The organism is Streptomyces sp. NPDC030862 (genome assembly GCF_055571835.1).
This window is the reverse complement of sequence record NZ_JBVIEN010000007.1, coordinates 54,805-80,384: the sequence shown is the minus strand read 5'-3', so window position 1 is coordinate 80,384 and position 25,580 is coordinate 54,805. Positions and strand designations below refer to the sequence as shown.

28 protein-coding genes, 1 pseudogene and 1 riboswitch are annotated in these 25,580 nt (G+C 73.1%); of the genes and pseudogenes, 20 read left to right on the top strand and 9 right to left on the bottom strand.

The window, feature by feature from the left end; translation table 11 throughout:
- Positions 1-3: 3 nt before the first annotated feature.
- A complete protein-coding gene (locus ACZ42X_RS19810) occupies positions 4-306 on the bottom strand; it encodes an urease subunit gamma (protein WP_355368514.1) in 303 nt (100 codons plus the stop codon).
- A 272-nt stretch (positions 307-578) separates the two neighbouring features.
- Entirely contained in the window at positions 579-782 is a 204-nt protein-coding gene (locus ACZ42X_RS19805; RefSeq protein WP_468291462.1) for a hypothetical protein, read from the bottom strand.
- Between the two features lie 660 nt (positions 783-1,442).
- A riboswitch (cyclic di-AMP (ydaO/yuaA leader) is annotated at positions 1,443-1,605 on the top strand.
- A 4-nt stretch (positions 1,606-1,609) separates the two neighbouring features.
- Here ACZ42X_RS19805 and ACZ42X_RS19800 point away from each other — a divergent pair.
- Positions 1,610-2,089 (top strand): C40 family peptidase, encoded by a 480-nt coding sequence (locus tag ACZ42X_RS19800; protein WP_468291459.1) that lies wholly within the window; start codon positions 1,610-1,612, stop codon positions 2,087-2,089.
- 69 nt (positions 2,090-2,158) lie between these two features.
- Here ACZ42X_RS19800 and ACZ42X_RS19795 read toward each other — a convergent pair whose 3' ends face one another.
- Positions 2,159-2,590: an ATP-binding protein gene (locus tag ACZ42X_RS19795; protein ID WP_468291456.1), complete on the bottom strand. Its 432-nt coding sequence runs from the start codon at positions 2,588-2,590 to the stop codon at positions 2,159-2,161.
- Positions 2,591-2,830: 240 nt separating this feature from the next.
- Between ACZ42X_RS19795 and ACZ42X_RS19790 the strand changes: the two genes are divergently transcribed.
- Positions 2,831-3,700, top strand: coding sequence for a helix-turn-helix domain-containing protein (locus ACZ42X_RS19790; RefSeq protein ID WP_468291453.1), 870 nt, complete (start codon positions 2,831-2,833; stop codon positions 3,698-3,700).
- A gap of 57 nt (positions 3,701-3,757) precedes the next feature.
- Positions 3,758-3,961 carry a DUF397 domain-containing protein gene (locus tag ACZ42X_RS19785; protein WP_468291450.1) on the top strand — a complete coding sequence of 68 codons (204 nt, stop codon included), beginning with the start codon at positions 3,758-3,760 and terminating at the stop codon, positions 3,959-3,961.
- Here the strand turns inward: ACZ42X_RS19785 and ACZ42X_RS19780 are convergent.
- Positions 3,936-5,114, bottom strand: a complete 1,179-nt coding sequence (locus tag ACZ42X_RS19780; protein ID WP_468291447.1) for an 8-amino-7-oxononanoate synthase — start codon at positions 5,112-5,114, stop codon at positions 3,936-3,938. The genes ACZ42X_RS19785 and ACZ42X_RS19780 overlap by 26 nt on opposite strands.
- A gap of 144 nt (positions 5,115-5,258) precedes the next feature.
- Between ACZ42X_RS19780 and bioB the strand changes: the two genes are divergently transcribed.
- The 7 genes from bioB to tpg are packed head-to-tail and all read left to right on the top strand — an operon-like array spanning position 5,259 to position 12,389.
- The gene (gene bioB, locus ACZ42X_RS19775) at positions 5,259-6,461 is read left to right on the top strand and encodes a biotin synthase BioB (RefSeq protein WP_468291444.1); all 1,203 of its coding nucleotides are present in this window, start codon (positions 5,259-5,261) and stop codon (positions 6,459-6,461) included.
- Positions 6,454-7,746 carry an adenosylmethionine--8-amino-7-oxononanoate transaminase gene (locus ACZ42X_RS19770; RefSeq protein WP_468291441.1) on the top strand — a complete coding sequence of 431 codons (1,293 nt, stop codon included), beginning with the start codon at positions 6,454-6,456 and terminating at the stop codon, positions 7,744-7,746. The genes bioB and ACZ42X_RS19770 overlap by 8 nt, the downstream gene beginning before the upstream one ends.
- A gap of 1 nt (position 7,747) precedes the next feature.
- On the top strand, positions 7,748-8,467 hold the full coding sequence (bioD, locus tag ACZ42X_RS19765) for a dethiobiotin synthase (protein ID WP_468291438.1): 720 nt from the start codon (positions 7,748-7,750) through the stop codon (positions 8,465-8,467).
- 52 nt (positions 8,468-8,519) lie between these two features.
- Positions 8,520-8,864 carry a VOC family protein gene (locus ACZ42X_RS19760; protein ID WP_468291435.1) on the top strand — a complete coding sequence of 115 codons (345 nt, stop codon included), beginning with the start codon at positions 8,520-8,522 and terminating at the stop codon, positions 8,862-8,864.
- A 51-nt stretch (positions 8,865-8,915) separates the two neighbouring features.
- Positions 8,916-9,563, top strand: a complete 648-nt coding sequence (locus ACZ42X_RS19755) for a class I SAM-dependent methyltransferase (RefSeq protein ID WP_468291432.1) — start codon at positions 8,916-8,918, stop codon at positions 9,561-9,563.
- A gap of 15 nt (positions 9,564-9,578) precedes the next feature.
- Positions 9,579-11,822, top strand: a complete 2,244-nt coding sequence (gene tap / locus ACZ42X_RS19750; RefSeq protein ID WP_468291429.1) for a telomere-associated protein Tap — start codon at positions 9,579-9,581, stop codon at positions 11,820-11,822.
- Positions 11,823-11,831: 9 nt separating this feature from the next.
- Positions 11,832-12,389, top strand: coding sequence for a telomere-protecting terminal protein Tpg (gene tpg, locus ACZ42X_RS19745; protein ID WP_468291427.1), 558 nt, complete (start codon positions 11,832-11,834; stop codon positions 12,387-12,389).
- On the opposite strand, the gene ACZ42X_RS19740 is transcribed toward tpg, so the two are convergent.
- A complete protein-coding gene (locus ACZ42X_RS19740) occupies positions 12,383-12,907 on the bottom strand; it encodes an AAA family ATPase (RefSeq protein ID WP_468291424.1) in 525 nt (174 codons plus the stop codon). The genes tpg and ACZ42X_RS19740 overlap by 7 nt on opposite strands.
- Before the next feature lie 102 nt (positions 12,908-13,009).
- On the opposite strand from ACZ42X_RS19740, the gene ACZ42X_RS19735 reads away from it, so the two are divergent.
- Entirely contained in the window at positions 13,010-13,390 is a 381-nt protein-coding gene (locus ACZ42X_RS19735) for a hypothetical protein (protein ID WP_468291421.1), read from the top strand.
- 295 nt (positions 13,391-13,685) lie between these two features.
- Here ACZ42X_RS19735 and ACZ42X_RS19730 read toward each other — a convergent pair whose 3' ends face one another.
- Positions 13,686-14,051, bottom strand: a complete 366-nt coding sequence (locus ACZ42X_RS19730) for a winged helix-turn-helix transcriptional regulator (protein ID WP_468291418.1) — start codon at positions 14,049-14,051, stop codon at positions 13,686-13,688.
- Positions 14,052-14,101: 50 nt separating this feature from the next.
- Between ACZ42X_RS19730 and ACZ42X_RS19725 the strand changes: the two genes are divergently transcribed.
- The 3 genes from ACZ42X_RS19725 to rox all read left to right on the top strand — a co-directional run bounded on the left by ACZ42X_RS19725 (position 14,102) and on the right by rox (position 17,511).
- A complete protein-coding gene (locus tag ACZ42X_RS19725) occupies positions 14,102-15,001 on the top strand; it encodes an NAD(P)-dependent oxidoreductase (RefSeq protein ID WP_468291415.1) in 900 nt (299 codons plus the stop codon).
- A 118-nt stretch (positions 15,002-15,119) separates the two neighbouring features.
- Positions 15,120-15,833 (top strand): AAA family ATPase, encoded by a 714-nt coding sequence (locus tag ACZ42X_RS19720; protein ID WP_468291412.1) that lies wholly within the window; start codon positions 15,120-15,122, stop codon positions 15,831-15,833.
- A gap of 211 nt (positions 15,834-16,044) precedes the next feature.
- A complete protein-coding gene (gene rox / locus ACZ42X_RS19715) occupies positions 16,045-17,511 on the top strand; it encodes a rifampin monooxygenase (protein WP_468291410.1) in 1,467 nt (488 codons plus the stop codon).
- A gap of 57 nt (positions 17,512-17,568) precedes the next feature.
- Here the strand turns inward: rox and ACZ42X_RS19710 are convergent, their stop codons facing one another.
- Positions 17,569-18,126, bottom strand: coding sequence for a hypothetical protein (locus ACZ42X_RS19710; RefSeq protein WP_468291407.1), 558 nt, complete (start codon positions 18,124-18,126; stop codon positions 17,569-17,571).
- A 136-nt stretch (positions 18,127-18,262) separates the two neighbouring features.
- On the opposite strand from ACZ42X_RS19710, the gene ACZ42X_RS19705 reads away from it, so the two are divergent.
- On the top strand, positions 18,263-19,240 hold the full coding sequence (locus tag ACZ42X_RS19705) for a GlxA family transcriptional regulator (RefSeq protein WP_468291405.1): 978 nt from the start codon (positions 18,263-18,265) through the stop codon (positions 19,238-19,240).
- Between the two features lie 5 nt (positions 19,241-19,245).
- Here the strand turns inward: ACZ42X_RS19705 and ACZ42X_RS19700 are convergent, their stop codons facing one another.
- Positions 19,246-19,617 (bottom strand): fic family toxin-antitoxin system, toxin component, encoded by a 372-nt coding sequence (locus tag ACZ42X_RS19700; RefSeq protein ID WP_361420496.1) that lies wholly within the window; start codon positions 19,615-19,617, stop codon positions 19,246-19,248.
- 67 nt (positions 19,618-19,684) lie between these two features.
- The gene (locus tag ACZ42X_RS19695; protein WP_468291402.1) at positions 19,685-19,960 is read right to left on the bottom strand and encodes a toxin-antitoxin system HicB family antitoxin; all 276 of its coding nucleotides are present in this window, start codon (positions 19,958-19,960) and stop codon (positions 19,685-19,687) included.
- 77 nt (positions 19,961-20,037) lie between these two features.
- On the opposite strand from ACZ42X_RS19695, the gene ACZ42X_RS19690 reads away from it, so the two are divergent.
- From ACZ42X_RS19690 to purB, 5 genes and pseudogenes are all read left to right on the top strand, one after another.
- Positions 20,038-20,493, top strand: coding sequence for a GNAT family N-acetyltransferase (locus ACZ42X_RS19690; RefSeq protein ID WP_468291399.1), 456 nt, complete (start codon positions 20,038-20,040; stop codon positions 20,491-20,493).
- Positions 20,494-20,663: 170 nt separating this feature from the next.
- On the top strand, positions 20,664-22,058 hold the full coding sequence (locus ACZ42X_RS19685; RefSeq protein ID WP_468291396.1) for a hemolysin family protein: 1,395 nt from the start codon (positions 20,664-20,666) through the stop codon (positions 22,056-22,058).
- On the top strand, positions 22,055-23,074 hold the full coding sequence (locus ACZ42X_RS19680) for a hemolysin family protein (protein ID WP_468291393.1): 1,020 nt from the start codon (positions 22,055-22,057) through the stop codon (positions 23,072-23,074). The genes ACZ42X_RS19685 and ACZ42X_RS19680 overlap by 4 nt, the downstream gene beginning before the upstream one ends.
- A 25-nt stretch (positions 23,075-23,099) precedes the next feature.
- Positions 23,100-23,864 (top strand): annotated as a pseudogene (locus ACZ42X_RS19675) (SGNH/GDSL hydrolase family protein); the annotation flags it as partial.
- A gap of 264 nt (positions 23,865-24,128) precedes the next feature.
- Entirely contained in the window at positions 24,129-25,571 is a 1,443-nt protein-coding gene (purB, locus tag ACZ42X_RS19670; RefSeq protein ID WP_468291391.1) for an adenylosuccinate lyase, read from the top strand.
- Positions 25,572-25,580: the final 9 nt, after the last annotated feature.

Below are 25,580 nucleotides of genomic sequence, written 5' to 3'. Positions count from 1 at the left end.
CCGTCAGACGATCGGCTCGTGGACGGTGACGAGCTTGGTGCCGTCGGGGAAGGTCGCCTCGACCTGGACGTCGTGGATCATCTCGGGGATGCCCTCCATGACGTCGTCCCGGCTGAGCACCTTGCGCCCGGACGCCATGAGCTCGGCGACGGTCCGGCCGTCCCTGGCCCCCTCCAGGATGTGCGCGGTGATGAGGGCGACGGCCTCGGGGTGGTTGAGCCTCACCCCGCGTGCCCTGCGCTTCTCCGCCACGTCGGCAGCGACATGGATGAGCAGGCGCTCCTGCTCGTGCGGGCTCAGTTGCACGTTTCACCTCACATGTTCCCGCCCGGCACGACCCCGGGCGGCAGCGGGACCCTATCCGGCTTCAACACTCTGTTGACCTGCGGAAACATTGTGAGGGAGAGATATTTCAATCTCGGGCAGAAGTTTTTCCGGCACGTTAACTACGGCTTTGCCTGGCCATGGGACATGAGCGGCCGCCCACCGGGCCCGCAGCACGGGTCGTATACGAGGCGCGGCCGCTCGCCGGGCGGTACGGGTGCGCCCGTGCCGCCCGGCAAGCCGCGGTGCCCGCCTCAGACGGCCAGGCAGCTCGCGCCCGGGACCTCCGAGGGCAGGGCGAGCGAGGCGGGGTCGACGACGGTGGTCAGGTCGGTCGCGCTGGTGGTGACGCAGTCGACGACGGCGGTGGGGTCCGGCACCGCCACCGCCGAGGCGGTGGTGACGGTGGATCCGAGGAGTGCGATGGTTCCGAGGACGACGGCCGCGATGCGACGCATACGGATTCCCTCCCTGTGGCGGGGTGACGGGGTCTGACTCGCCGGTTGGCTCGAGTCGGCCCCTGGCTACCCACCCCCACACCCCGGGTACGCGCCCGGTCACCCGCACGAGGACGACGAAACGATCCGGCACGCTTCCCCACCCCCGGAGCGGATCAACCGGGCGCTCGCCGGGCGCACGGCCGCACCGCGGGAGGCACCGATCCCGACGCATGAGCACGAGAGGGCGAGGTGCACACCCGGACGCTGGCGCGTGCGCCGCGTGTTCTCGATGGCGAATGTCGGGCTGCGCGGGTGACGACCCCTCAGGAGCCCGCCTGATGAGGGATTTCCGCGTAGCACGGATGGGCGCAGAAGGGCCGACGAGCCACCCTCGTTCGGCGTACGCAAACGAGGGAATTACGCACTGTACGAGTTGCGCCCATGGTGTACGCATCTGGCGGAACATCACCTTCCGCCGCTGGTCCACGGATCATCAATCGGCCGTCGCGTCGCGCCAAAACGCCTCTGTCCACTCGAATGGATCAGTCGTGAGGAGCCTCACATAACTCCGTTTCGGCTCGGAATTTCGCCCTGTCATGGGTCAAGATCCCTTCGACGACAAGCCCCCGCCACCGCGGCGGGGCGGTCCGGGCGGACGCCGAGTCCTGCCGCCGTCCGGACGACTGGTCGACAGGAGTGGATCGGCAGGAGTGGAGGACCCAAGCAGTCCGGGGCGAGCGCACCATGGCCGCCCCTTGGGGTGAAGCCGCGTCAGCGGCCGGGCAACTTCGCCAGCCCGAACCCGACAGGTCATCCTTCACAGGCGGCTGACGAAGGGTTGCGCTATGACCGCGCAGATTCATGTCCCGTCTCTGCTGTCCCGAGCCGGTGCCGTCTCGGCACTGACGCTCGCCGCCGTCGGCGGCACCATGCTGGCGCCGGGCGCCGTCCCCCAGGCCGAGGCCGCCGCCGCGACGCACGCCTCGAAGGCGCTGAACGTCGCCGCGTCGAAGAAGGGCTCCCCGTACGCATACGGGGCAGCGGGCCCGTCCCGGTTCGACTGCTCCGGCCTCACGCTCTACTCGTACAAGAAGGCCGGCAAGACACTGCCGCGCACCGCGCAGCAGCAGTACAACAAGACCCGCCACATCTCCACGTCGCAGCGGCAGAAGGGTGACCTGGTCTTCTTCCACTCCGGTGGACGCGTCTACCACGTGGGCCTGTACGCCGGTGACAACAAGATCTGGCACTCACCGAAGTCGGGTTCGGTGGTCAAGCTCGACCGCATCTGGTCGAAGTCGGTCTACTACGGGCGCGTGCGCTGACACGAGGGCTCGTACGCCCCGTACCGCACGACCGGGCGGTACGGGGCCGCCGCCGTACCGGGCGTGCGCTCAGCCCCGGACGGGGACGGGCCAGGGCAGGACGATCCACACCGTCTTGCCGCCCTCGCCGGTCGGAGTGACCGTCAGGCGGCCACCGCGTTCGGCGGTGAGCCAGCGGATGATGACCATGCCGCGGCCGTTGTCCTGCTGGACGGCCGCGGGCAGGCGCTGCGGCCAGCGCGGGTGGCTGTCGGTGACACCGATGCGCAGCTGCTCGTCCCGTTCCAGCCGGATGTCCACCGTGAAGGTCGGCGACTGCCCGAAGGTGTGCTGAACGGCGTTGGTGGTGAGCTCGGAGACGATCAGCCGTACCGCGTCCGCCGTGTCGGACTCGGCCGGCAGGCCCCATTCGGTAAGAACGTCCGCCACGTATCTGCGGGCTGCGGAGACCGAGGCTGGATCGCTCGGCAGAGTGACGGATGCTTCCTGGTGGTCTGCCATGGCGACGCTGTCCCTTTCCCACCGGGGCCGGACTCCGACAGGGAGCGGATGTTGTGCGAGGACGGCCTCGGATTGCGCTTCGCGCCAGAGTGCCACTTATGTCGCCCCGGGTGGGGCCGATCCCCCAAGATATGCATATATCTGTCGCTCGAAGCGGTGAACCCTGCTACGCGAGAGCGGTTCCCGCGGGCAGACTGGCGGGTTGGTCCAGCGTTCCGGAGGGCGGGAGGTGGGGCTGTCGTGCGGGGCACGCGGCACGGTCCGGCGGTGCGGCGCCGCAAGCTCGGCGAGGAGTTGCGGCGGCTGCGCCTGAGAGCCGGGCTCACCAGCCGGGACGCGGCCCGGCTCGTCGGCTGGCACCAGTCGAAGGTGAGCCGGATCGAGACGGGTGCCAGCGGGGTGACCGGCGAGGACGTGTCACGGCTGCTCGACGCCTACGGCGTACGCGAACCGCGCCAGCGCGCGCTGCTGGAGGCCCTCTCCGGCGCGGCCGCGGACGGCGGCGGCACGGGGTGGTGGCACGCGTACCGGGGCGTGCTGCCGCCGCAGTACCAGGACTTCATCAGCCTGGAGTCGCAGGCGTGCGCGGCGCGCACACTCGAGACCTCGGTGGTGCCAGGCCTGCTGCAGACGGCCGACTACGCGCGGGCGGTGACGCGCGCGGCGCTGGACGGGCTGCCGGTGACGGCGGTCGACTCGCTGGTGGAGGTGCGGCTCGCCCGCCAGGAGGTGCTGTTCGGCGATCCGCCGCTGCGCCTGGAGGCGGTACTGGACGAGGCGGTGCTGCGGCGGGAGGTGGGCGGCCCGGGGGTGATGCGGGCGCAGCTGCGGCGTTTGCGGGAGCTGGCGGACCTTCCCCATGTGCGGCTCCAGGTGCTGCCGTTCGCGGTCGGCGGTTACGTCGGCCTCTCCGGACCTTTCATTATTTTCTCCTTCGCGAACATGTCTGATCTGGATGTGGTGGTTCTCGACCACTTGACGAGTAGCCTCTATCTCGAACGCACGGAAGACCTCGAGGCGTACAGCGCCGCGTTCCGCACCATGCAGGCGCACGCCCTGACGCCCGAGGAGTCGGAGGAACTCATCGCCGGGATCGGTGACGGCGCGTAGGGGTTCTCGCTGATCCCGCCTGATCGGCGAGAGACCCCCCAGGGAGAGGCACCCCACATGTCTGCTTACCTCGCACACCACGATGGCCCGCAGTGGCGGCGCAGCAGCCGCAGCGTGGGCATGAACAACTGCGTCGAGGCGGCCCGCCTCGACGCCGCGCGGCTGGCCGTGCGCGATTCGAAGGACACCGCCAGGCCGCCGCTGCGGTTCTCCCCGACGGCCTGGACGTCCTTCGTCAGCTCCCTGAAGCAGGCGGGCTGACCGGGGCCGGGGCCGGGGCCGTACGGAGGATCGTGGCCACGGCCGTCTCGATCTGAGCATCCGTCAGATCGGCGCGGGCGGTGAGCCGCAGGCGCGAGATCCCGTCGGGCACCGACGGCGGCCGGAAGCAGCCCACCGCCAGCCCCTCGGCGCGGCAGTCCGCGGCCCACCGCACGGCCTGCTCCGGCGACGGGGCGCGTACGGAGACGACGGCGGCGTCCGGCCGCACGGCGGTCAGGCCCGCTGCCGTCAGCCGCCCGTGCAAGGTGGCCGCGACCGTACGCGCCCGCCCGGCCAGGCCCGGCTCGGTGCGCAGCAGACGCAGGCTGGCGAGCGCGGCGCCCGCCGCGGCCGGGGCCAGGCCCGTGTCGAAGATGAAGGTCCGCGCGGCGTTGACCAGGTGGTCGATCACGCGCGCCGGGCCGAGGACCGCTCCGCCCTGGCTGCCCAGGGACTTGGAGAGCGTGAGCGTGGCGACGACGTCCGCGTCGCCCGCGAGCCCCGCCGCGTGCAGCGCCCCGCGCCCGCCGTCGCCCAGCACGCCGAGGCCGTGCGCGTCGTCGACGACCAGTGCGGCGCCGTGCGCGCGGCAGGCGGCGGCGAGTTCCGCCAGCGGCGCCGCGTCGCCGTCGACCGAGAAGACCGAGTCGGTCACGGCGAGGGCGCGGCGGCCGGGGTGGGCGCCGAGGGTCTTGTCGACGGCGTCGGGGTCGGCGTGCGGGACGACGGCGGTCTCGGCGCGCGAGAGGCGGCAGCCGTCGACGATCGAGGCGTGGTTGCCCGCGTCCGAGACGATGAGGGAGCCACGGGCGCTGAGCGCGGTGAGGGCGGCCAGGTTGGCCGCGTACCCGGAGGAGAAGACCAGGGCCGCCTCGAAGCCGCAGAAGTGCGCCAGTTCGCGCTCCAGCTCGGTGTGGAGCTCGGTGGTGCCGGTGACCAGGCGCGAGCCGGTGGCGCCGGCGCCCCAGCGGCGGGCGGCCTCGGCGGCCGCCGCCGTGATGGCGGGGTGACGGGTGAGGCCGAGGTAGTCGTTGCTCGCCAGGTCGAGCAGCTCCGGCTCGGCGGGCCGGGGGCGGAGCACGCGCACCAGACCGGCGTCCGTGCGGCGGCGCGCCTCGGCGTCGGTCCAGTCGAAGGGGTCTTCCTGCGGCATGGGTCGGGTCCCTTTTGTAGGCAGCGCACAGACCCTAGCCCGGGACAGCGGGGGGCACAGTGTGGTCATACACACACCGCTCAGCCGCTCTCTTGTCCGGTTCCTCCTTGGCCAGGGGGTGTGCCGTAGGACAGGATCGGCGCCATGGACCTGTTGAACACGCTGGTGGACAAGGGGCTTCGGCGCGAGCTGCCGACCCGCGAAGAAGCGCTCGCCGTGCTGGCGACCTCCGACGACGAGCTGCTCGATGTGGTGGCGGCGGCCGGCAAGGTGCGGCGCGCGTGGTTCGGGCGCCGGGTGAAGCTCAACTACCTGGTCAATCTGAAGTCCGGCCTGTGCCCGGAGGACTGCTCGTACTGTTCCCAGCGGCTCGGGTCCAAGGCCGAGATCCTCAAGTACACCTGGCTGAAGCCGGAGGAGGCCTCGAAGGCGGCCGCCGCGGGTGTCGCGGGCGGGGCCAAGCGGGTGTGCCTGGTCGCCAGCGGCCGCGGCCCGACGGACCGGGACGTGGACCGCGTCTCGCAGACCATCGCGGCGATCAAGGAGGAGAACGAGGGCGTCGAGGTCTGCGCCTGCCTGGGCCTGCTCTCGGACGGCCAGGCGGAGCGGCTGCGCTCGGCGGGTGCCGACGCGTACAACCACAACCTGAACACGTCCGAGGGGACGTACGGGGACATCACGACCACCCACACCTACGCGGACCGCGTCGACACGGTGCAAAAGGCGCACGCCGCGGGCCTGTCCGCCTGCTCCGGGCTCATCGCGGGCATGGGCGAGAGCGACGAGGACCTGGTGGACGTGGTCTTCGCGCTGCGCGAACTGGACCCGGACTCGGTGCCGGTGAACTTCCTCATCCCCTTCGAGGGCACGCCGCTCGCCAAGGAGTGGAACCTCACCCCGCAGCGGGCGCTGCGCATCCTGGCGATGGTCCGGTTCGTCTGCCCGGACGTCGAGGTCCGCCTCGCGGGCGGGCGCGAGGTGCACCTGCGCACGCTCCAGCCGCTGGCGCTGCACCTCGCGAACTCGATCTTCCTGGGCGACTACCTCACCAGTGAGGGCCAGGCCGGCAAGGCGGACCTGGAGATGATCGCGGACGCCGGTTTCGAGGTGGAGGGCACGGACACGACGACGCTGCCGGAGCACCGCTCGGACGCCGCGTCCTGTGGCTCCTCGGGCGGCGGCTGCGGCTCCGGCTCGGTCTGCGGCTCGGACGCGGAGGCTCCGGCGGCGGTTCCGGCGACGGCACCGGCCGCGGCACCCGCGGCGGCCGAGCCCCAGACGGCCCGCCCCGACCTGGTCGCGGTGCGCCGCCGTGGCGCCGGTACGGATCTCGCGCCCAATGCCTGAGCCGCTCCCCCACCGCGAACTGGTCGCGCTGGACCGGGCGCACGTGTGGCACCCGTACGGCCCGATGCCGGGCCGTACCGACCCGCTGGTCGTCGAGTCCGCCTCCGGGGTACGGCTGCGGCTCGCGGAGCCGGCGCACGGGCACCGCGAGTTGGTCGACGGCATGTCGTCCTGGTGGTCGGCGATCCACGGCTACAACCACCCGGTGCTCAACGAGGCCGCGAGCGGGCAGCTCGGCCGGATGAGCCACGTCATGTTCGGCGGGCTCACCCACGAGCCCGCCGTGCGGCTGGCCACCCGGCTGGTCGAGATCACGCCCGAGCCTCTGCGCCACGTGTTCCTGTGCGACTCGGGCTCGGTGGCGGTCGAGGTCGCCGTCAAGATGTGCCTGCAGTACTGGCGCTCCATCGGCCGCCCGGCCAAGCAGCGGCTGCTGACCTGGCGCGGCGGCTACCACGGCGACACCTGGCAGCCGATGTCGGTGTGCGACCCCGAGGGCGGCATGCACGAGCTGTGGTCCGGGGTGCTCCCCCGCCAGCTCTTCGCGGGGCCGCCGCCGTCCGCGTACGACGAGACGTACGCGGACGGGCTCAGGGAGCTGATCGCGCGCCACGCCGACGAGCTGGCCGCGGTGATCGTGGAGCCGGTGGTGCAGGGCGCGGGCGGGATGCGCTTCCACGACCCGGCGTATCTGCGGGTGCTGCGGGAGGCGTGCGACGCGCACGACGTGCTGCTCGTCTTCGACGAGATCGCGACCGGCTTCGGGCGGACGGGCACCCTGTTCGCGGCCGAGCAGGCGGGCGTGGCGCCGGACGTCATGTGTCTGGGCAAGGCGCTGACCGGCGGCTATCTGTCGCTCGCGGCGACGCTGTGCACCCCGCGCGTGGCAGACGGCATCTCGCAGGGCGAGGTGCCGGTGCTGGCGCACGGGCCGACGTTCATGGGCAACCCCCTCGCCACCGCCGTCGCCTCCGCCTCGATCGACCTGCTCCTGGAGCAGGACTGGGCACGGGAGGTCAAGCGCATCGAGGCGGGCCTGCTGGACGGGCTGGCGGAGGCGCGCGAACTGCCGGGCGTGCACGAGGTGCGGGTGCTCGGCGCCATCGGCGTCGTACAGCTGGACCATCCGGTGGACATGGCGGCCGCGACGGCGGCGGCGGTGCGCGAGGGCGTGTGGCTGCGTCCGTTCCGGGACCTGGTGTACGTGATGCCGCCGTACGTCACCGGGGCGGAGGACCTGGCACGGATCTGCCGCGGGGTGTGCGCGGCGGCACGGGAGGGCTGAGATGACGGTACTGGTGGTCAGCGGGACGGGCACGGAGATCGGCAAGACCGTCGTCACGGCGGCCGTCGCCGCGGTGGCGCGGGCGGCGGGCCGGTCGGTGGCCGTGCTGAAGCCCGCGCAGACGGGCGTCGGCCCCGGCGAGCTCGGCGACGCGGACGAGGTCGTACGCCTCGCCGGCGACGGCGTCACGCCCGTCGAACTGGTCCGCTTCCCCGAGCCCCTGGCCCCGGCGACGGCCGCGCGGCGCGCCGGGATGGCGCCGGTGGCGCCGGAGGAAGTGGCGCGGGCCGCGCGGAAGCTGGATGAGGAGTACGACCTGGTCCTGGTCGAGGGCGCCGGCGGGCTGCTCGTACGGTACGACGCCGAGGGCGGCACCCTCGCGGACGCGGCGCGCCTGCTGGACGCGCCGGTCCTGGTCGTGGCACCCGCCGGGCTCGGCACGCTCAACATGGCGACGCTGACGGGCGAGGCGCTGCGGGCGCGCGGCCTGGCCCAGCTGGGCGTGGTCGTCGGCAGCTGGCCGGACGAGCCCGGCCTGGCCGAGCGCTGCAACGTCACGGACCTGCCGGAATGCGCCGGGGCGCCGCTGCTGGGCGCGGTGCCCGCGGGCGCGGGGGCACTGCCGGTGGACGCCTTCCGGGAGCGGGCGGCGACGTGGCTGGCCCCGGCGCTCGGGGGTGTCTGGGACGCGGATGCGTTCGCCGCGGCCGTGGGCGGCTGAGCGGCCGTACGCTCCTAGGTCCCTACGCTTCCGAGCCCGTAGGCTCCTGCGCATGCCCGCTCGAGTGAACGAAATCGTGTTCGACTGCGCCGACCCGGCCGCGCTGGTCCGCTTCTGGGCCGCGCTGCTGGGCGGCGAGCCGGTGGACCGCAGTCCCGGCTGGTCGTACGTGGAGCCGCCGGGGTTCGTACGCATCGCCTTCCAGCGCGTACCGGAGGGCAAGGCGGCGAAGAACCGGCTCCACCTCGACCTGGCGGGCGGAGACGTGGGGGCGGCGGCCGACGAGGCGGTACGGCTCGGCGCGGTGCGGGTCGACGAGATCGTGACGGACGACCACGGCCGCTTCCAGGTGCTGCGGGACCCCGAGGGCAACGAGTTCTGCTTCGTCGGCGGCTGACGGGGGGACACTGACGGTGTCCGCCCACCCCCTCTCGCCGGGAGGTCCGCGATGCGGGACACCGTGCACCACCCCCTCTTCGCCCGCTTCTACGCGCGCATGAGCGTCGCGATGGACACGAAGGGCGGGGTGGCCGCGTACCGCGACGAGCTGCTGGCCGGGCTCTCCGGCCGCGTCATCGAGATCGGCGCCGGGAACGGCCTGAACTTCGCCCACTACCCGGGAGCCGTCTCCGAGGTCGTCGCCATCGAACCGGAACGGCGGCTGCGGCAGTTGGCGGTCAGCGCGGCGCTGCGCTCCGACGTACCGGTGGACGTGGTGCCGGGCGTGGCGGAGGCGCTGCCGGTCAAGAGCGAGGCCTTCGACGCGGCGGTGGCGTCGCTGGTGCTGTGTACGGTACGGGACCTGCCGCGCGCCCTCGCGGAGCTGCGGCGGGTCCTGCGGCCGGGCGGTGAGCTGCGGTTCTTCGAACACGGGCGGGCGGAGGGCCGGGCCCTGGCGACGGCGCAGCGGGCCCTGGACCGCACGGTGTGGCCGGCGCTCTTCGGCGGGTGCCACACGGCGCGCGACCCGCTGGCGGCGCTCGGGGCGGCGGGGTTCGAGGTCGTCTCGTACCGCCGGTTCCGCCTCCCGGAGAAGGGGCCGCAGCTGCCGTCGTCACCGTGCGTGCTGGGGGTGGCCCGGTGCCCGGGCGGCTGACGTTAGGGTGACCGTGTGTCTGATGAGCAGGAGCAGCTGTTCGCAGCGGTCGACGCGCTGCTGGAGCAGGTGGCGGCCCTCCCCGCCCCGGCCGAGCGCCGCCGCCTGCGCGAGGCGGCGGGGCTGAGCCGGGACCAGATCGCCCAGGCGCTGTCCGTCCGCCGCGAGACCATCACGTCCTGGGAAACCGGCCGCTCGGACCCGCGCCCGCCGAAGCGGGCGGCGTACGCACGGCTGCTGTCGGGGCTGGCGGAACGGCACCCGGACCCCGCGGCGCCGGACCCGGCGGCGGAGGCTCCGGCACCGGCGGAGGATCACGCTCCGGCAGAAGGTCCGGCCGCGGCTCCGGCGGAGGAGGTTCCGGCGCGGGCGGAGGTTCCCGCTCCGGCGGAGGCTCCGGCTCCCATTCCCGCTCCTGGTCCGGCCGCGGCGCCGTACGGTGCCGACGGCAGCGGCAGCGGCAGCGGCAACAGCCCCGCCGGGCGGGTGCCCGCGCCGCAGGGGCGGCGCGCGGCGGGGACGGTGACCGGTCGCGTCCGTACACCGGCGGCGCGGAGCGAGGGCCCCGCGCCGGAGGCGGTCGACGAGCGCTTCGCGCACGGCCCGGTGGCCGTGCTGGACGGGGACGGCAGCGCGTACTGCGCCGCGGGGCTCGTCCTCGACTGCCCGGCCACCGACATCCCCTCGCTCGTCGAGTGGGCCTTGGGCGAGGCGCGGCTGGGCGCGCCCCGGCTGCACCGCAACGGGCAGGACGCCGACCCGCTCGTGGTGCTGACGGAGTCGGCGGCCGTACGGTTCGGGCTGCCGGCCGAGCTGGCGGACCGGCGCGGGCTGCGGCTCCCCGACGACCACGAGGTCGTACGGCGGCTCAGGAAGGCCGACTGGCTGCTGACGCGCCGCGGGTTCGGGCCCTGGGCCTGGGTGTACCGCCCGGCGCAGGGCAGTCGCCGCCGGTGCGTGCAGTTCGCCGTCCTGCCGTGGGGGGCGCTGGACGGCCGTACGTGGGGCGGGGCCGCCGGGCTGCCCCCGGCCGAGCTGGCCGACACGCTCGCGACGTACGCCGCCCGGGTCATCACGCCGCGCGGGACCACCGCCGTCTGCGGTCTGCAGCTGATGACCGCGCTGCGCCCGCCGACGCGCGCGGTGAAGGACGAGGCCACCGGCTCATGGGTGTCCGCGCCCAGCCCCGGCACCCTCACCGAGGCCGTCGACCCGGCGCCGCCGGAGGCCCCGGACGAGCACCCGGTCGTCGCGGCCCTGTACCCGCGCGGGCACCAGCGCACGCCCGACCAGGTGCTCGACGAGGAGGCGTACGACTGGATCCGCGATCCGGAGCTGCTTACCGACGCGGAGTGCGCCCGGCAATACGCCGTCGGCATCGACGTGAACATGGCGTTCGCGGCGGCCGCGAACCGCCTCACGGTGGGGCTGGGCGCCCCGGTCCACGTCACGTCGCCGGTCTTCGACAAGAAGGTGCCCGGCTCCTGGCTGGTGGACCTGTCCTCGGTCGAGGTGGACCCGCGGCTGCCGAACCCGTTCACGCCGCACGGCGCACGGCCGGAGGGGCCGGCGTGGTACGCCACCCCGACCGTCGCGTACGCCGCCGAGCTCGGCCACGAGGTCGCGCCCGTCGAGGCGTACGTACGCCCTTCGAGCGGCGCCTACCTGGACGCCTGGTACACGCGGCTGCGCGACGCATACCTGGCGACGATGGAGGAGTTCGGCGTGCGCGCGGGGATGCCGGAGGCGGAGTTCCTCGCGGCGATGGAGGCGGCCGAGGGATACAAGGCGAAGGAACCGGGCCGGGCCGCGCTCCTGTCGGCCGTCAAAGCGACGGTCAAGGGCGGCATCGGCAAGCTCCGGGAGCGTCCGCAGGGCGCCGGCTACCGCCCCGGCGAGCGGTGGCCCGCGCTGGAACGCCCCACCTGGCGCCCGGACATCCGGGCGGCCGTGATCGCGGCCGCCCGGGTCAACATGCACCGCAAGATGCTGCGGCTCGCGGAGGGGGCGGGGCTGTTCCCGATCGCGGTGCTGTCCGACTGCGCCGTGTACCTGTCCGACGGCCCCAGCCCGCTGGACTTCCTGCCGCGCACCCCGGACGGCAAGCCGCTGCCGGGCGGCTTCCGGCTCGGCGTATCGCCGGGCATGGTCAAGCACGAGGGCACACAGTCCCTGATGTGGGCGGTGCGCCTGCTGGACGAGGGCCACAATCCGGCCCGGCACATCAAGGGCACGGACGCCGTGGCGGACGGGGAGTAGGACCGAGCGATGGGCATCCTGGGCGACAGCCTCGAACGGGCGGCGGAGCACACCTTCACGCGGCCCCTCCCCAAGTCCGCTCCGGCGCAGGTGCGGTTCCTCGTCCGGAGCGAGAAGGGCTCCACGCGCGCGGTGGCGCGGCGCCTGGGCGTCTCGCAGCGCACGGTGGAGCGGTACGTCAAGGGTCAGATCAAGCACCCGCGGCCGGAGCTGGCGGCGCGGCTGCTCGCCGAGGTCCGCACGTCCTGGCAGCCGCGCGTCCGGCAGCGGGCCCGCGAGGCGGCCGCGACGACCGGCGGCATCGTGATCGAGACGCGCGCCCGCTTCGGCTTCACGGCCGCCCCCGGCTCGACCGACGACAGCCGCCTGCGCCTGATCACCCAGCACCTTCCCCCCGCCTACGCGGCCCGCCTCTTCGACGCCCAGGCGGCGGGCGCGGCCGAACAGGAACTGCGCGCCATCGCCGCCGAGGCCCTTCAGGAGCAGTACTTCAAGGACCGTGGACGGCGGGCGTCAGGCCTCCAGGTGGAGTTCACGGACATCGACTACGTGGAGCTCGACTACTGAGACACGGCCTCCGCGATCTGCCGGGCGGCCTGGGCGGGGGTGAGGTGCGTGGTGTCGACGACCTCGGCCTCGGCGTGCAGCCACGCGCGGGCCGCCTCGGCGTAGGGCTCGAGGTACTGGAGACGGAACGGGGAGTCGGGGCCGAGAACGGTGTCGCCCGCGATGCGCGCGCGGAGGGTGTCCTGGTCGGCATGGAGGACGAAGTGCCGGACCGGAATGCCATGCTGGGCAAGGCCCGAGCTGATCTCGCGCCAGTACTGCTCGACCAGGACGGTCATGGGCATCACCAGAGTTCCGCCGGTGTAGTCGAGGACGCGCCGGGCGGTGTCGACCACGAGGGGCCGCCATGGTGGCCAGTGCTGGAAGTTGTCCGTCGCGGGTAGCCCTGGCGTGATGTCCATGAGTGTCTCGCCGACCTTCTCGGCGTCGAACACCCGCGAGTCCGGGATCAGCTGCTGCACGAGCGCGCTGGTCGTCGTCTTGCCTGCGCCGTGGGTGCCGTTGAGCCATACGATCACGAAGTTGACGCTAGCGTCGTGCGGGCCACGTGGACAGGCGGAGGAGAAGATCCGGTGCGGTCGATCGCCGTGGCTGGTGGGTGAGCCTGGGATGATCGACGTATGTCCCGCTTTCCCATTGAGCCCCGTCCGCTGAGCGCCTCCGAGCGAGCCGTGCTGGAGCACATCCTCTCCGTCGGCTTCGCCGGTGCTCGCGAGCTGCGCGGCCAACTGGACCTGGCGGAGGTCGTCGCTCTCTGGGCACCTGGGTCCGTCAGCGTCGACCTCCAGGTCCGGGAACCGGTGCAGCGCGCGACCATGACCTCCGAACTGGTGCCCGTCGACGCTCACGTCTACGACCACTCGGGCGAGTACACCGGCGAACTGCTCGTGTGGACCGACAAGGGCGCCACCCTGGCGGCCCTGGAGTACGCCTGGATCACCGACGAGATGCCCGGCTCCCTGCCGACCGTCGACCAGGTGAGGGCCGCCGTCGCTCGCTGATCACGTGTACGCCGGGCAGGTGTCGTCCCGGGTGCTGATCCCGAGGAACGGGGCGGCGGCTTCGTCCAGGCCCCGCCGCGTGCGCGCCGGACCAGGCAGGCCGAGGGGTAAACACGCGGGGACGTGTTCGGGCCGCAGGCCGACACCGGTGGTGGGGAGGCGGAGTCCGCCTTCGCCACCGCTGGGCAGTAGCCACTTTTTTGTGGGTACTTGGCGGCGCACGGCGGCCGGGCGAACCTGGTGGAGCGCGGCCGGAGGGCCGTCTGATCCAGGTGGGACGGGGAGGTGCGATGCGTTAGGAGGCCGGCCGCTCCTGTGCGGACTGCTCCGCGGTGAGCATGTCCAGGCGGCGGTGGCCCCAGTCGGAGAGGGGAGCCAGGGCCTCGGAAAGCTCCCGGCCGAACTCCGTCAGGGAGTACTCCGTCTTCAGCGGCAGGACGTCGTGCACCTCGCGGTGCACGAGGCCGTCGGCCGCCATCTCGCGGAGCGCCTGAGTCAGCACCTTCTCGCTCAGCCCCGGCAGCAGCCGGCGCAGCTCGCCCGGCCGGTGGGGACCGGATTCGAGTACCCAGAGCAGAGCCGTCTTCCACTTGCCGTCGATCACCGCGATCGCGGCGGTCACCCCACAGACATTCGGGTCCTGCGCCCGCTTGCGCCCCATCTCCACCGCCCCATTCATCCAGAATTTCCGATTCATACGGGAGTCGAGCCATGCCCCCATACGCTGAGCACACCCCCCAGTCTGCCGTCACCGTGATCGGTCTCGGCCCGATGGGCCGGGCCCTGGCGAGCGCCTTCCTGGACGCCGGGCTGCCCACCACGGTCTGGAACCGCACACCGGGTCGGGACCACGACCTCGTGGCACGCGGCGCGGTCAGCGTCAGCTCGGCCGAAGAGGCCGTCGCGGCCGGCGGTTTGACCGTCGTGTGCGTGGTCAACTACGACGCCGCGGATTCCATACTGCGGCGCCCCGAGGTCACCACCGCGCTCAAGGGCCGCACGGTCGTCAACCTGTCCGCCGACACCCCCGGGCGCGCCCGGGAGGCCGGGGCGTGGGCGGCCGAGCACGGCATCCGCTACCTGGACGGCGCGATCATGACGCCGACCACGACCATCGGCACGCCGCACGGCGTCTTCATCCACAGTGGCCCGCGGGAGCTCTACCTCGAGCACAAGCCGGTGCTCGACGTGCTCGGCGGCACCCACACCCACTTGGGCGAGGACATCGGCCGGGCGGCCGCGTACGACATCGCGCTGCTCGACATCTGGTGGACCGCGATGACCGGCTACCTGCACGCCCTGGCCGTCGCCCGGGCGGAGGGCATCAGCGCACGGGAGCTGGTCCCGTTCGCCAAGGGCATCGGCGAGATCCTGCCGGACGCCTTCGAGGAGGCCGCGGTCGAGGTGGACAACGGCACGTACGCCGCCACGGTCAACCCGATCACCTCGGCGGCGTCGACGATGACCCACATCGTCCACACCTCGGAGGCGCACGGCATCGACGCGAGCCTGATCCGCGCGGCGGAGGGCCTGGCCCGCCGCGCCATCGGACTCGGCCACGGCTCCGACGAGCTGACCCGGCTCGCGGAGCTCATGGGGCGCCGCAGCTGAGAAGCACCGCGTCTCGGGTGGCACGTTCCGCGGGGGCAGTGGGAATCATCGCGAGTACCGGGGGGCGCGCAGGCCGCCTCGGCGGGGCGTCTTCCGGGGCCCGGGGGACACTGGACGCGTGATTGTCGAACGCGCGTATGCCCCTCTCTCCTCGTACGACGAGGGCACCTGGCCCTGGTCGGTGCCCTGCGTCCGCCAGCTGGTCGACGAAGGACTGAGCTTCACCGCACCGGTGACCTTCCTGGTCGGTGAGAACGGCTCGGGGAAGTCGACCCTGGTCGAGGCGCTGGCCGAGGGCTTCGGTCTGGACTCCTACGGCGGCTCCCACGACTGGCGTTACTCCTCCCCGCGCGGCAAGTCGACACTCGGCGAGCGGATGAGGTTCGACGCGGCATCGGGGCGCGGGCGCCGTATGGCCACCAGCTGGTCGGCCCGCAAGGGTTTCTTCCTGCGGGCCGAGACCGCGCTGGACGCCCTGGACAGGGAGGGTTTCTCGCCCGACTCCGTCAGCCACGGCGAGGGCTTTCTCGCGGCGTTCCGCGGGAAGTTCCTCCACGCCGGGCTCTACATTCTGGACGAGCCGGAGGCGGCGCTCTCCTTCTCCTCCTGCCTGGAGCTGATCGGGCACATCGACCGGTTGGCCAAGGAGGGCGGCCAGGTCATCTGTGCCACGCACTCGCCGTTGCTCACCGCCCTGCCGGGCGCGGACATCCTGGAGGTCGGCGAGCACGGCATACGGCGGGTCGCGTGGCGCGAGCTCGGCGTCGTGGACCACTGGCGCCGCTACCTCGCCGACCCACACGCCTATCTCCGGCACGTTCTCGAACCGTAAAGCCGCGCGCAAAAAGCAAAGGCAAGGAGGTTACCCACTCCTTGCCACTCTCAACATATAGCGCACCGGGGGCCTTGCGGCAAGGCCCCCGTGATGCTGCAGAATCCCCCACCTGAGCCGGAACCTGCGGAAATCAGGGATTCGCGAAGTACGGGTGCTTTGCCGGTCCGCGCAGGTACCAGCTCGTCTCGCTGAATGGGGGATTCATTTCATGATCGACGTGATCATCGCCGGGGGCGGACCGACCGGTCTCATGCTGGCCGGCGAACTGCGGTTGCACGGTGTCCACGTGGTGGTGCTGGACAAGCTGGCGGAGCCGAGCAGGCAGGCCCGCGCGCTCGGCCTCCACGTGCGCAGCATCGAGGTGCTGGACCAGCGCGGCCTGCTGGAGCGGTTCCTCCCGCTCGGCCGGAAGTACGAGACCGGCGGGTTCTTCGCGGGCATCGGCACCTCGTGGCCCGCCGGGCTGGACACAGCACATTCGTACGTCCTCGGCATCCCGCAGAGCACCACCGAGCGGTTGCTGGCCGAGCGCGCCACCGAGCTCGGCGCCGACGTCCGGCGCGGCTGCGAGCTGGTGGGGCTGACCCAGGACGCAGACGGGGTGACCGCCGAGCTGGCCAGTGGGGGCGCCCCCGGCAAGGAGGGCGTAGCCGCCGGGGGAGGCACGCGGCTGCGGGCGCGGTACCTCGTCGGCTGCGACGGCGGCCGCAGCACCGTGCGCAAGCTGCTCGGCGTGGGCTTCCCCGGAGAGCCCGCCAGGGTCGAGACGCTGCTCGGGGAGATGGAAGTGGCCGTGGCGCCGGAGGAGATGGCGGCCGTGGTGGCGGAGGTCCGCAAGACAGAGTGGCGGTTCGGCACCATGCCCCTCGAAGGCGGGACGTACCGCGTGATCGTGCCCGCCGAGGGGGTGGCGGAGGACCGCACGGTCCCGCCGGCCTTCGAGGAGTTCAAGCGGCGGCTGCGGGACGTCGCCGGCACCGACTTCGGGGTGCACTCGCCCCGCTGGCTGTCCCGGTTCGGCGACGCCACCCGGCTGGCCGAGCGTTACCGCGTCGGCCGGGTGCTGCTGGCCGGTGACGCGGCGCACGTCCACCCGCCGACCGGCGGGCAGGGGCTCAACCTCGGTATCCAGGACGCGTTCAACCTCGGCTGGAAGCTGGCCGCCGAGGTGCGCGGCTGGGCGCCGGAGGGGCTGCTGGACAGTTACCAGACGGAGCGGCGCCCGGTGGCCGCCGACGTCCTCGACAACACCCGCGCGCAGACCGAGCTGCTGTCCTCCGAGCCGGGCGCCCGGGCCGTGCGCCGGCTGATGGGGGAACTGATGGAGTTCGAGGAGGTGAACCGCTACCTGATCGAGAAGATCACCGCGATCGCGGTCCGCTACGACCTCGGCGAGGGGCACGCACTCGTCGGCCGGCGGCTGCGGGACCTGAAGCTGAAGCGGGGGCGCCTCTACGACCGGATGCGCGGCGGCCGCGGGCTGCTGCTGGACCAGACCGGCCGCCTGTCCGCCGCGGGCTGGGCGGACCGGGTCGACCACGTCGTGGAGGTCAGCGAGGAACTGGACGTCCCCGCGGTGCTGCTGCGTCCGGACGGCCACGTGGCCTGGGTCGGGGACGATCAGCAGAGCCTGCTCGGCCATCTGCCCAGGTGGTTCGGCGACGCCGCCGGCTGAGCGGCGACGCCGGGGGCGTGACCGGGCACGGTCCTCCCGTCGCGCTCGTCCCGCCCGTCAGGCCGCGAGGAGGATGGCCGCCGCGCCGAGGAGGTCCACCACGCAGCACCACTCCGACCAGGCGCGGGGGGCCACCCGGTCGGCGCGGTGGTGGGCGAAGTCCCAGACCGCGTGGGCGAACCAGCCGGCCGCCAGGAGGTAGTGCGCGGTCGTCCGGTCGGCCGTCAGCGCCACCAGCGCGACCGCGGCGAAGAGCAGCAGCCCGGCGATCTGGAGGGCGAGGACACGGGGGCCGCGCAGGTGGCCGCGCAACGCGCCGAAGGCCAGGTAGAAGAGGGGCATCAGGGCGAGCAGGGCCGCCAGGCGTGCCACGGGCGGGGCCCCGTCGAGGAACGTCGCGGCCACCACGGCGAGTGCGAGCCAGGTGGGCCAGCGGTGCCCGAGGAGGCGCAGGACTCCGGAGAGCCGGGAAGACGGGGAAGACGTGGAAGAGGTGGAAGGCCGGGAGAGCCGGGGAGGCTGGACGGGCTGATCGGGGCGTACGGGCGCGGGCGCGGGCGCGTTCGGTGTCGGATCGGCCCCGGTTCCGGTTCCGCGGGTGGCGTCAGTGGTCATGAGGTTTCTCCCGGAGCGGCGAGGCGGCGGTCGTGGACGAGTCCACTCTCCGGCCCGCCGGCCCCCGTCCACGTACGGTCCGCGCGGTCATGTCCCGAACCTTGGGGTACCGGTCCTTCCGGCATAGGGTCCTCGCATGACGGATCGGCGAGTGGCCGTGGTCGGCTTCGACACGGCCGAGCTGCTGGACATCGCGTGCGTGACCACCACCCTCGTCATGGCGAACCACCTCGGCTCCCTGGCCCGCCCGTACGACGTGGTCCTGGTGGCGCCGGGCGGCGGGCCGATCGTCTGCGGCTCGGGGTTCACGCTGCTCAGCCAGCAGTCCCTGGAGCGGCTCATCGGCCCGCTCGACACGCTCGTCGTCTCGGGCGGCCTGGACGTCGAGCGGGCGGCCGCCGACCCGCGGCTCGTGGGGCATGTCCGCCGCCTGGCCAAGGAGAGCCGGCGCGTGGCCTCCGTGTGCACCGGGGCCGCGATCCTGGCCGCCACCGGGCTGCTGGACGGCCACCGCGCCACCACGCACTGGCAGTTCGCGGCCCGGCTGGCCGCCCGCCACCCCGAGGTCACCGTGGACCCGAGCCCCCTCTACATCCGCGAGGGCAACATCTCCACGGCGGCGGGCATCACGAGCGCGCTCGACCTCACGCTCGCCTTCATCGAGGAGGACCACGGCGCCGAGCTGGCCCGCCAGGTCGCCCGCCACCTGGTCACGTACCTGCAACGCCCGGGCAACCAGGCCCAGATGAGCCTCTTCATGGCCGCTCCCCCGCCCCGCGACGACCTGGTGCGGCGGCTCGTCGACCACATCACCGGCCGCCCGGACGGCGACCTGAGCACGGTGGCGCTGGCCGCGCTCGCGGGCGTGACCCCGCGCCACCTCACCCGGCTGTTCCTGGAGCACCTCGGTCAGACGCCGGGCCGGTTCGTACGCCAGGCCCGTACGGAAGCCGCCGCGCACCTCCTCGCGTCCACCGCGCTACCGCTGGCGAGCGTGGCCGCCCGGTGCGGCTTCGGGTCGGCCGAGACCCTGCGCCAGGCCTTCACCAGCCGCTACGGCATCCCGCCCTCGCGCTACCGGGAGGCGCATGCGACGCGGCGCCCCCTCCCGTAGCGGGTTCACAGGCTCCACTGCCGCAGCTCCGCCGCGATGGCGCGGACGTCCGCCTCGCCCGCCTTGACCAGGCGCGCGAGGTCCCGCACCTGCTCGGGCGAGGTGACCACCTTGAGGCCGCAGGCGACGAGGTAGCCGTACGCGACGGCGGACGCGAACATCGCGTTGGAGTGCTCCAGGGCCGGGACGTGCAGCAGCAGTTGGAGCAGCGCGGCGGCCCGCGCGGGCGGGTCCGCGTAGACGGCCGTACCGAAGATCTCGGCGTCGTGCCGCGCGACGGCCGCGACGAGCGCGCCCCAGTCGATGACCTGGGGGTCGCCGGGGGTCTTGTGCTCGGCGACCATGAGGAGCCAGGCGAGGTCGATGGAGAGGCTCATCCGGGGACGGCGCCCGCCCTCGGCACCGCCGGACGCCCCCGGCCGTGCGCCGCTCGACGCGGATCACTCACCGCTTGCCCTTGGCGCGCTTGCCGCCGCCCTTCGCCGGACGGTCCTCCGGCGGCCGGTGCTCCGCGGCGCCGAACTCCTCCGCGAAGACGGCTTCGTACTGCTTCATGAAGTCGGCCGCCGCCTCGACGAAGGTGCGTCCCACTTCCCCGGCGTCCTGCTGGACGAGTTCCTCGATGTAGCGGTTCACGCTGACACCCCGCTGCTGCGCCCGGCGGCGGGCGGCTTCGGCGGTGGATTCGTCCACGCGAACGTTCAGCTGGGTCTTGGCCACACTTCACGCTAGCGCGGCCGCGCTAGCAGCGACAAGGGACGTGTACCGGCCGCGGGGCATCGTGGAGGATGGAGCGCATGAACGATCTTCGGATACGGGCCGCCCGACCGGCCGACCTCGACGCCGTCCTCGCCTTCTGGAAGATCGCCGCCGAGGGCACCAGCATCAGCGACGACCGCGACGGCGTCGAGCGCCTGGTCGCCCGCGACCCGGACGCACTCCTCCTCGCCGAGCGGAACGGCGAGCTCGCGGGCACGGTGATCGCCGGCTTCGACGGCTGGCGCTGCCACCTGTACCGGCTCGCCGTCCATCCGGACCATCGCCGCCAGGGCGTCGGCGGGGCGCTGCTCGCGGCCGCCGAGGAGCGTTTCGTACGCCTCGGGGGGCGGCGCGGTGACGCCATGGTCCTCGACCGGAACACGCCGGCGCACCACGCGTGGCGGGCCGCCGGCTACACCCGGGAGCCGCACTGGAGCCGCTGGGTGAAGCCGCTGGGCGGCGAGTCGCCGACGAGTGACCCCCTGGAAGCCTGAGCGCTTTACCATTCCTTTACCATTGGTGGGCACCCGCCGGAGAAGACTCCGACCCGACCGACGACCCGACCGACCGAAAGGTGTGAGCGTCCGCCCATGGGCGAGCCCCCCGGTACGCGACATCGCGCATTCCTCCGCTCCCTGTCCGACCATGGGACGGAGGTGAAGCGATGACCGAAGTCCTTCTGCTCGTCGTGGCACTGCTGCTCTGCGTGGCCTGCGGCGGGTTCGTCGCGGCCGAGTTCTCCCTCACCACCATCGAGCGGAGCGAGCTCGAACGGGCGGTCGAGCGGGGTGAGCGCGGCGCGCCCGGCGCCCTCAAGGCCGTACGCTCCCTCACCTTCCAGCTCTCCGGGGCGCAGCTCGGCATCACCGTCACCAATCTGATCGTGGGCATGCTCTCCGAGCCGTCGATCGCCAAGCTGATCCGGGGACCGATCCAGGGCATGGGGCTGTCGGCGTCGGCCGCGTCGTCGATCGCGCTCGTCATCGGCACGGGTCTGTCGACGGTGGTCCTGATGGTCGTCGGCGAGCTGGTCCCCAAGAACTGGGCGATCTCCTCCCCGCTGGGCGTCGCCAAGGTCGTCGCCACTCCGCAGCGGATCTTCAGCGCCGCCTTCAGGCCGCTGATCGGCCACCTCAACAACACCGCGAACCGGCTGGTGCGCCGGCTCGGCCTGGAGCCGGCCGAGGAGCTGGCCTCCGCGCGCAGCCCGCAGGAGCTGGTGGCCCTGGCCCGCCACTCCGCGAAGCAGGGCGCCCTGGAGGCGGACACGGCCGAGCTGTTCGTCCGCACCCTGAACCTCTCCGAGCTGACCGCCGAGAACGTCATGACCCCGCGCGTGCAGGTGACCGCTCTGGAAGCGCAGGCCACCGCGGAGGACGTCGCCAACGCCACGCGCGCCACCGGCCTGTCGCGGTTCCCGGTCTACCGGGGCGGTCTCGACACGGTGATCGGCACCGCGCACATCAAGGACGTCCTGGCCATCCCGGCCGAGCGGCGGCCGCGTACGCCGGTCACCGAGATCCTGCGGGAGCCGCTGCTCGTACCGGAGTCACTCACGGTGGACCGGCTGCTCGACCGGCTCTCCGGCAAGCGGACGATGGCGGTCATCATCGACGAGTACGGCGGCACGGCCGGTGTCGTGACGCTGGAGGACATCGTCGAGGAGGTCGTCGGGGAGGTGCGCGACGAGCACGACCCGCACGAGACGTCGGACCTCGCGCGGGTGGGCGAGGGCGCCGACGGCCGGCTGCTGTGGTCGGCGGACGGCGCCGCCCGGACCGACCAGCTGGAGACGATCGGGCTGCGCGTGCCGGAGGGGCCGTACGAGACGCTCGCCGGGCTCATCGCGACGGAGCTGGGCCGCATACCGGTCGTCGGCGACCGGATCGAGCTCGCGGGGTGGCGGCTCGACGTGGTGGACGCCTCCGGGCGCCGGGCTGCGCGGGTGCTGCTGCACGCGCCCACGGATCCCCTGGGCGGGGCGCATGACCGCCACGGGTCACCTGACCACGAGGACGGCGGCCGCCGCGCCGGTGGCTCCGGGGAGGCCGGCCGATGACCGCGATCCAGCTCCTGATCGGTTTCCTGACGCTCGTCGTCAACGCCTTCTTCGTCGGCGCCGAGTTCGCCCTGATCTCGGTGCGCCGCAGCCAGATCGAGCCGTACGCCGAGGCCGGGGACCGGCGGGCGCGCAGCGTCATCTGGGGCCTGGAGCACGTCTCCGCGGTGCTCGCGGCGGCTCAGCTGGGCATCACGCTCTCCACGCTGGTGCTCGGTGTGGTCGCCGAGCCGGCGATCGCCCACCTGCTGGAGCCGGTCTTCGACGCGGTGGGCGTGCCGCACGGGCTGGTGCACCCGATCTCGTTCGTGATCGCGCTGTCGGTGGCCACGTACCTGCACATGCTGCTGGGCGAGATGGTGCCGAAGAACGTCGCGCTGGCCGAGCCGACGCGGCTCGCGCTGCTCCTCGGGCCGCCGCTGGTGGCGCTGACCCGGGCGCTGCGTCCGGTGATCTTCACGATCAACGCGTTCGCCAACGCGCTGCTGAAGCTGCTCCGCGTGGAGGTGCGGGACGAGGTCTCGGCGACGTTCTCGGACGACGAGCTGGCGCGGATGGTGACGGACGCGGCGCATGCGGGTCTGCTGGACGACCGGGCGACGGAGCGGCTGCACGACGCGCTGGAGCTGGGCCGCCGGCCGGTGCGCGACGTCGTGATGCCGGTGGAGCGGGTGGTGTACGCGCGGGTCGGCACGACGCCCGCCGAGCTGGAGGAGCTGTCGGCGCGGTCCGGGTTCTCGCGCTTCCCGGTGGTGGACGCCACCCGGGGCATCCTCGGATACCTCCATGTGAAGGACGCGCTGGACGTGTTCCCGCGCGACCTGCCGTTCCCGGTGTCGGCGATGCGGCCGATCGCCCGGGTGCGGGCGGCCACGCCGCTGGACGACGTCCTGACGGCGATGCGCCGAAGCCGTACCCACCTGGCGGCGGTCCTGGACGACAACGGCAAACTGGCCGGGCTCGTCACGATGGAGGACGTGCTGCGGGAGCTGGTGGGCCGCCCTCGGACGGGTTAGAGCCTGGCGATACGATCACCCCGCCATGGAGATGAATGCCACCTACACCAGTTTCGTCGCGGTGGGCGACAGTTTCACCGAGGGCATGTCGGACCTCCTCCCCGACGGCTCCTACCGGGGCTGGGCCGACGTCCTGGCGGGCCGCCTCGCCGCCCGTACGCCCGGGTTCCGGTACGCGAACCTCGCCGTGCGCGGCAAGCTGATCGGCCAGATCGTCGAGGAGCAGGTGGGCCTCGCGGCGGCCATGAAGGCGGACGTCGTCACGTTGGTCGGCGGGCTCAACGACACGCTGCGCCCGAAGTGCGACATGGGGCGGGTGCGCGGCCTGCTGGAGGAGGCGGTGGAGCGCCTCGCCCCGTCGTGCGGCCGGCTGGTGCTCATGCGCAGCCCCGGCCGCAACGGCCCGGTGATGCAGCGCTTCCGGCCCCGCATGGAGGAGCTCTTCGCGTACGTCGACGAGCTCGCGGCCCGGCACGGCGCGCTGGTGGTCGACCTGTACGGCGCCGAGGTGCTGGGCGACCAGCGGCTGTGGGACGTGGACCGGCTGCACCTGACGGCGGAGGGGCACCGGCGGGTGGCGGAGGCCGTGTGGCAGGCGCTGGGGCTGGAGGCCGAGGAGGACTGGCGGGCGCCGCTGCCCCCTGCCGTGCGGCCGGGCTGGGCGGCCCGGCGGCTGAGCGACGCCCGGTTCGCGCGGCAGCACCTCGGGCCGTGGATCGGGCGGCGGCTGACGGGCCGCTCGTCGGGCGACGGCCGCCCGGCGAAGCGGCCGGAGCTGCTGCCGTACGAGGTGCTGACCGGTGTGCGGCGCGAGCCGCCGACCGAGGCACCGTCCGAGGCACCGTCCGAGGTGCGGTCACCGGCGTCGCGCGGGGCGCGGTCCGGGGTACGGTCCGAGGCGTCGGGCACCAGGCACTCGCCGGAGCTCCCGGCTCCGGGGGGCGACGCCGTTCCGCGGGGCGAGGCCGTTCCGCGGGGCGACGCCGTCTCGTAGCATCCGACGAACCGGACCGTGGCGCTGGCCTGCACAAACCGCCAGCTAGAATCTGGTCACGTGACTGCTGCGTCTGCGAAGCCTCGCATCCCCAATGTCCTCGCCGGCCGCTACGCCTCCGCGGAGCTCGCCGTCCTCTGGTCCCCCGAACAGAAGGTGAAGCTGGAGCGCCGGCTGTGGCTCGCCGTGCTGCGCGCCCAGAAGGACCTCGGGATCGAGGTGCCGGACGCCGCCCTCGCCGACTACGAGCGGGTGCTCGACCAGGTCGACCTGGCGTCGATCGCCGAGCGCGAGAAGATCACGCGCCACGACGTGAAGGCGCGGATCGAGGAGTTCAACGCGCTGGCGGGCCACGAGCAGGTCCACAAGGGCATGACCTCCCGCGACCTCACCGAGAACGTCGAGCAGCTGCAGATCCGGCTCTCGCTGGAACTGATGCGCGACCGCACGGTGGCGGTGCTCGCCCGGCTGGGCAAGCTGGCGGGCGAGTACGGCGAGCTGGTCATGGCGGGTCGCTCGCACAACGTCGCCGCGCAGGCCACGACCCTCGGCAAGCGCTTCGCGACCGCGGCCGACGAGCTGCTGGTGGCGTACGCCCGGGTGGAGGAGCTGCTGGGCCGTTACCCGCTGCGCGGCATCAAGGGCCCGGTGGGGACCGCGCAGGACATGCTGGACCTGCTGGGCGGCGACGCCGAGAAGCTGGCGGAGCTGGAGCGGCGGATCGCCCACCACCTGGGCTTCGGGCACGCCTTCACCTCGGTCGGCCAGGTCTACCCGCGCTCGCTCGACTACGAGGTCGTCACGGCGCTCGTCCAGCTGGCCGCCGCGCCGTCGTCGCTGGCGAAGACGATCCGGCTGATGGCCGGGCACGAGCTGGTCACCGAGGGCTTCAAGCCCGGCCAGGTCGGCTCGTCGGCGATGCCGCACAAGATGAACACCCGCTCCTGCGAGCGTGTCAACGGCCTGATGGTCATCCTGCGCGGCTACGCCTCGATGACCGGCGAGCTCGCCGGGGACCAGTGGAACGAAGGCGACGTCTCCTGCTCGGTGGTGCGCCGCGTGGCGCTGCCCGACGCGTTCTTCGCGCTGGACGGCCTGCTGGAGACCTTCCTGACGGTGCTCGACGAGTTCGGCGCCTTCCCGGCGGTCGTCGCCCGCGAGCTGGACCGCTACCTGCCGTTCCTGGCGACCACCAAGGTGCTGATGGCGTCGGTGCGCGCCGGGGTGGGCCGCGAGGTCGCGCACGAGGCCATCAAGGAGAACGCCGTCGCCTCCGCGCTGGCCATGCGGGAGCAGGGCGCCGAGCGCAACGAGCTGCTGGACAAGCTCGCGGCCGACGACCGCATCCCGCTGGACCGGGCGCAGCTGGACGCGGCGATGGCGGACAAGCTGTCGTTCACGGGCGCGGCGGCCGACCAGGTCGGTGCCGTGGTGGCCCGGATCGAGGAGATCGCCAAGCAGCACCCGGACGCCGCCGGGTACGCGCCCGGTGCGATCCTCTGACCTCGGGGC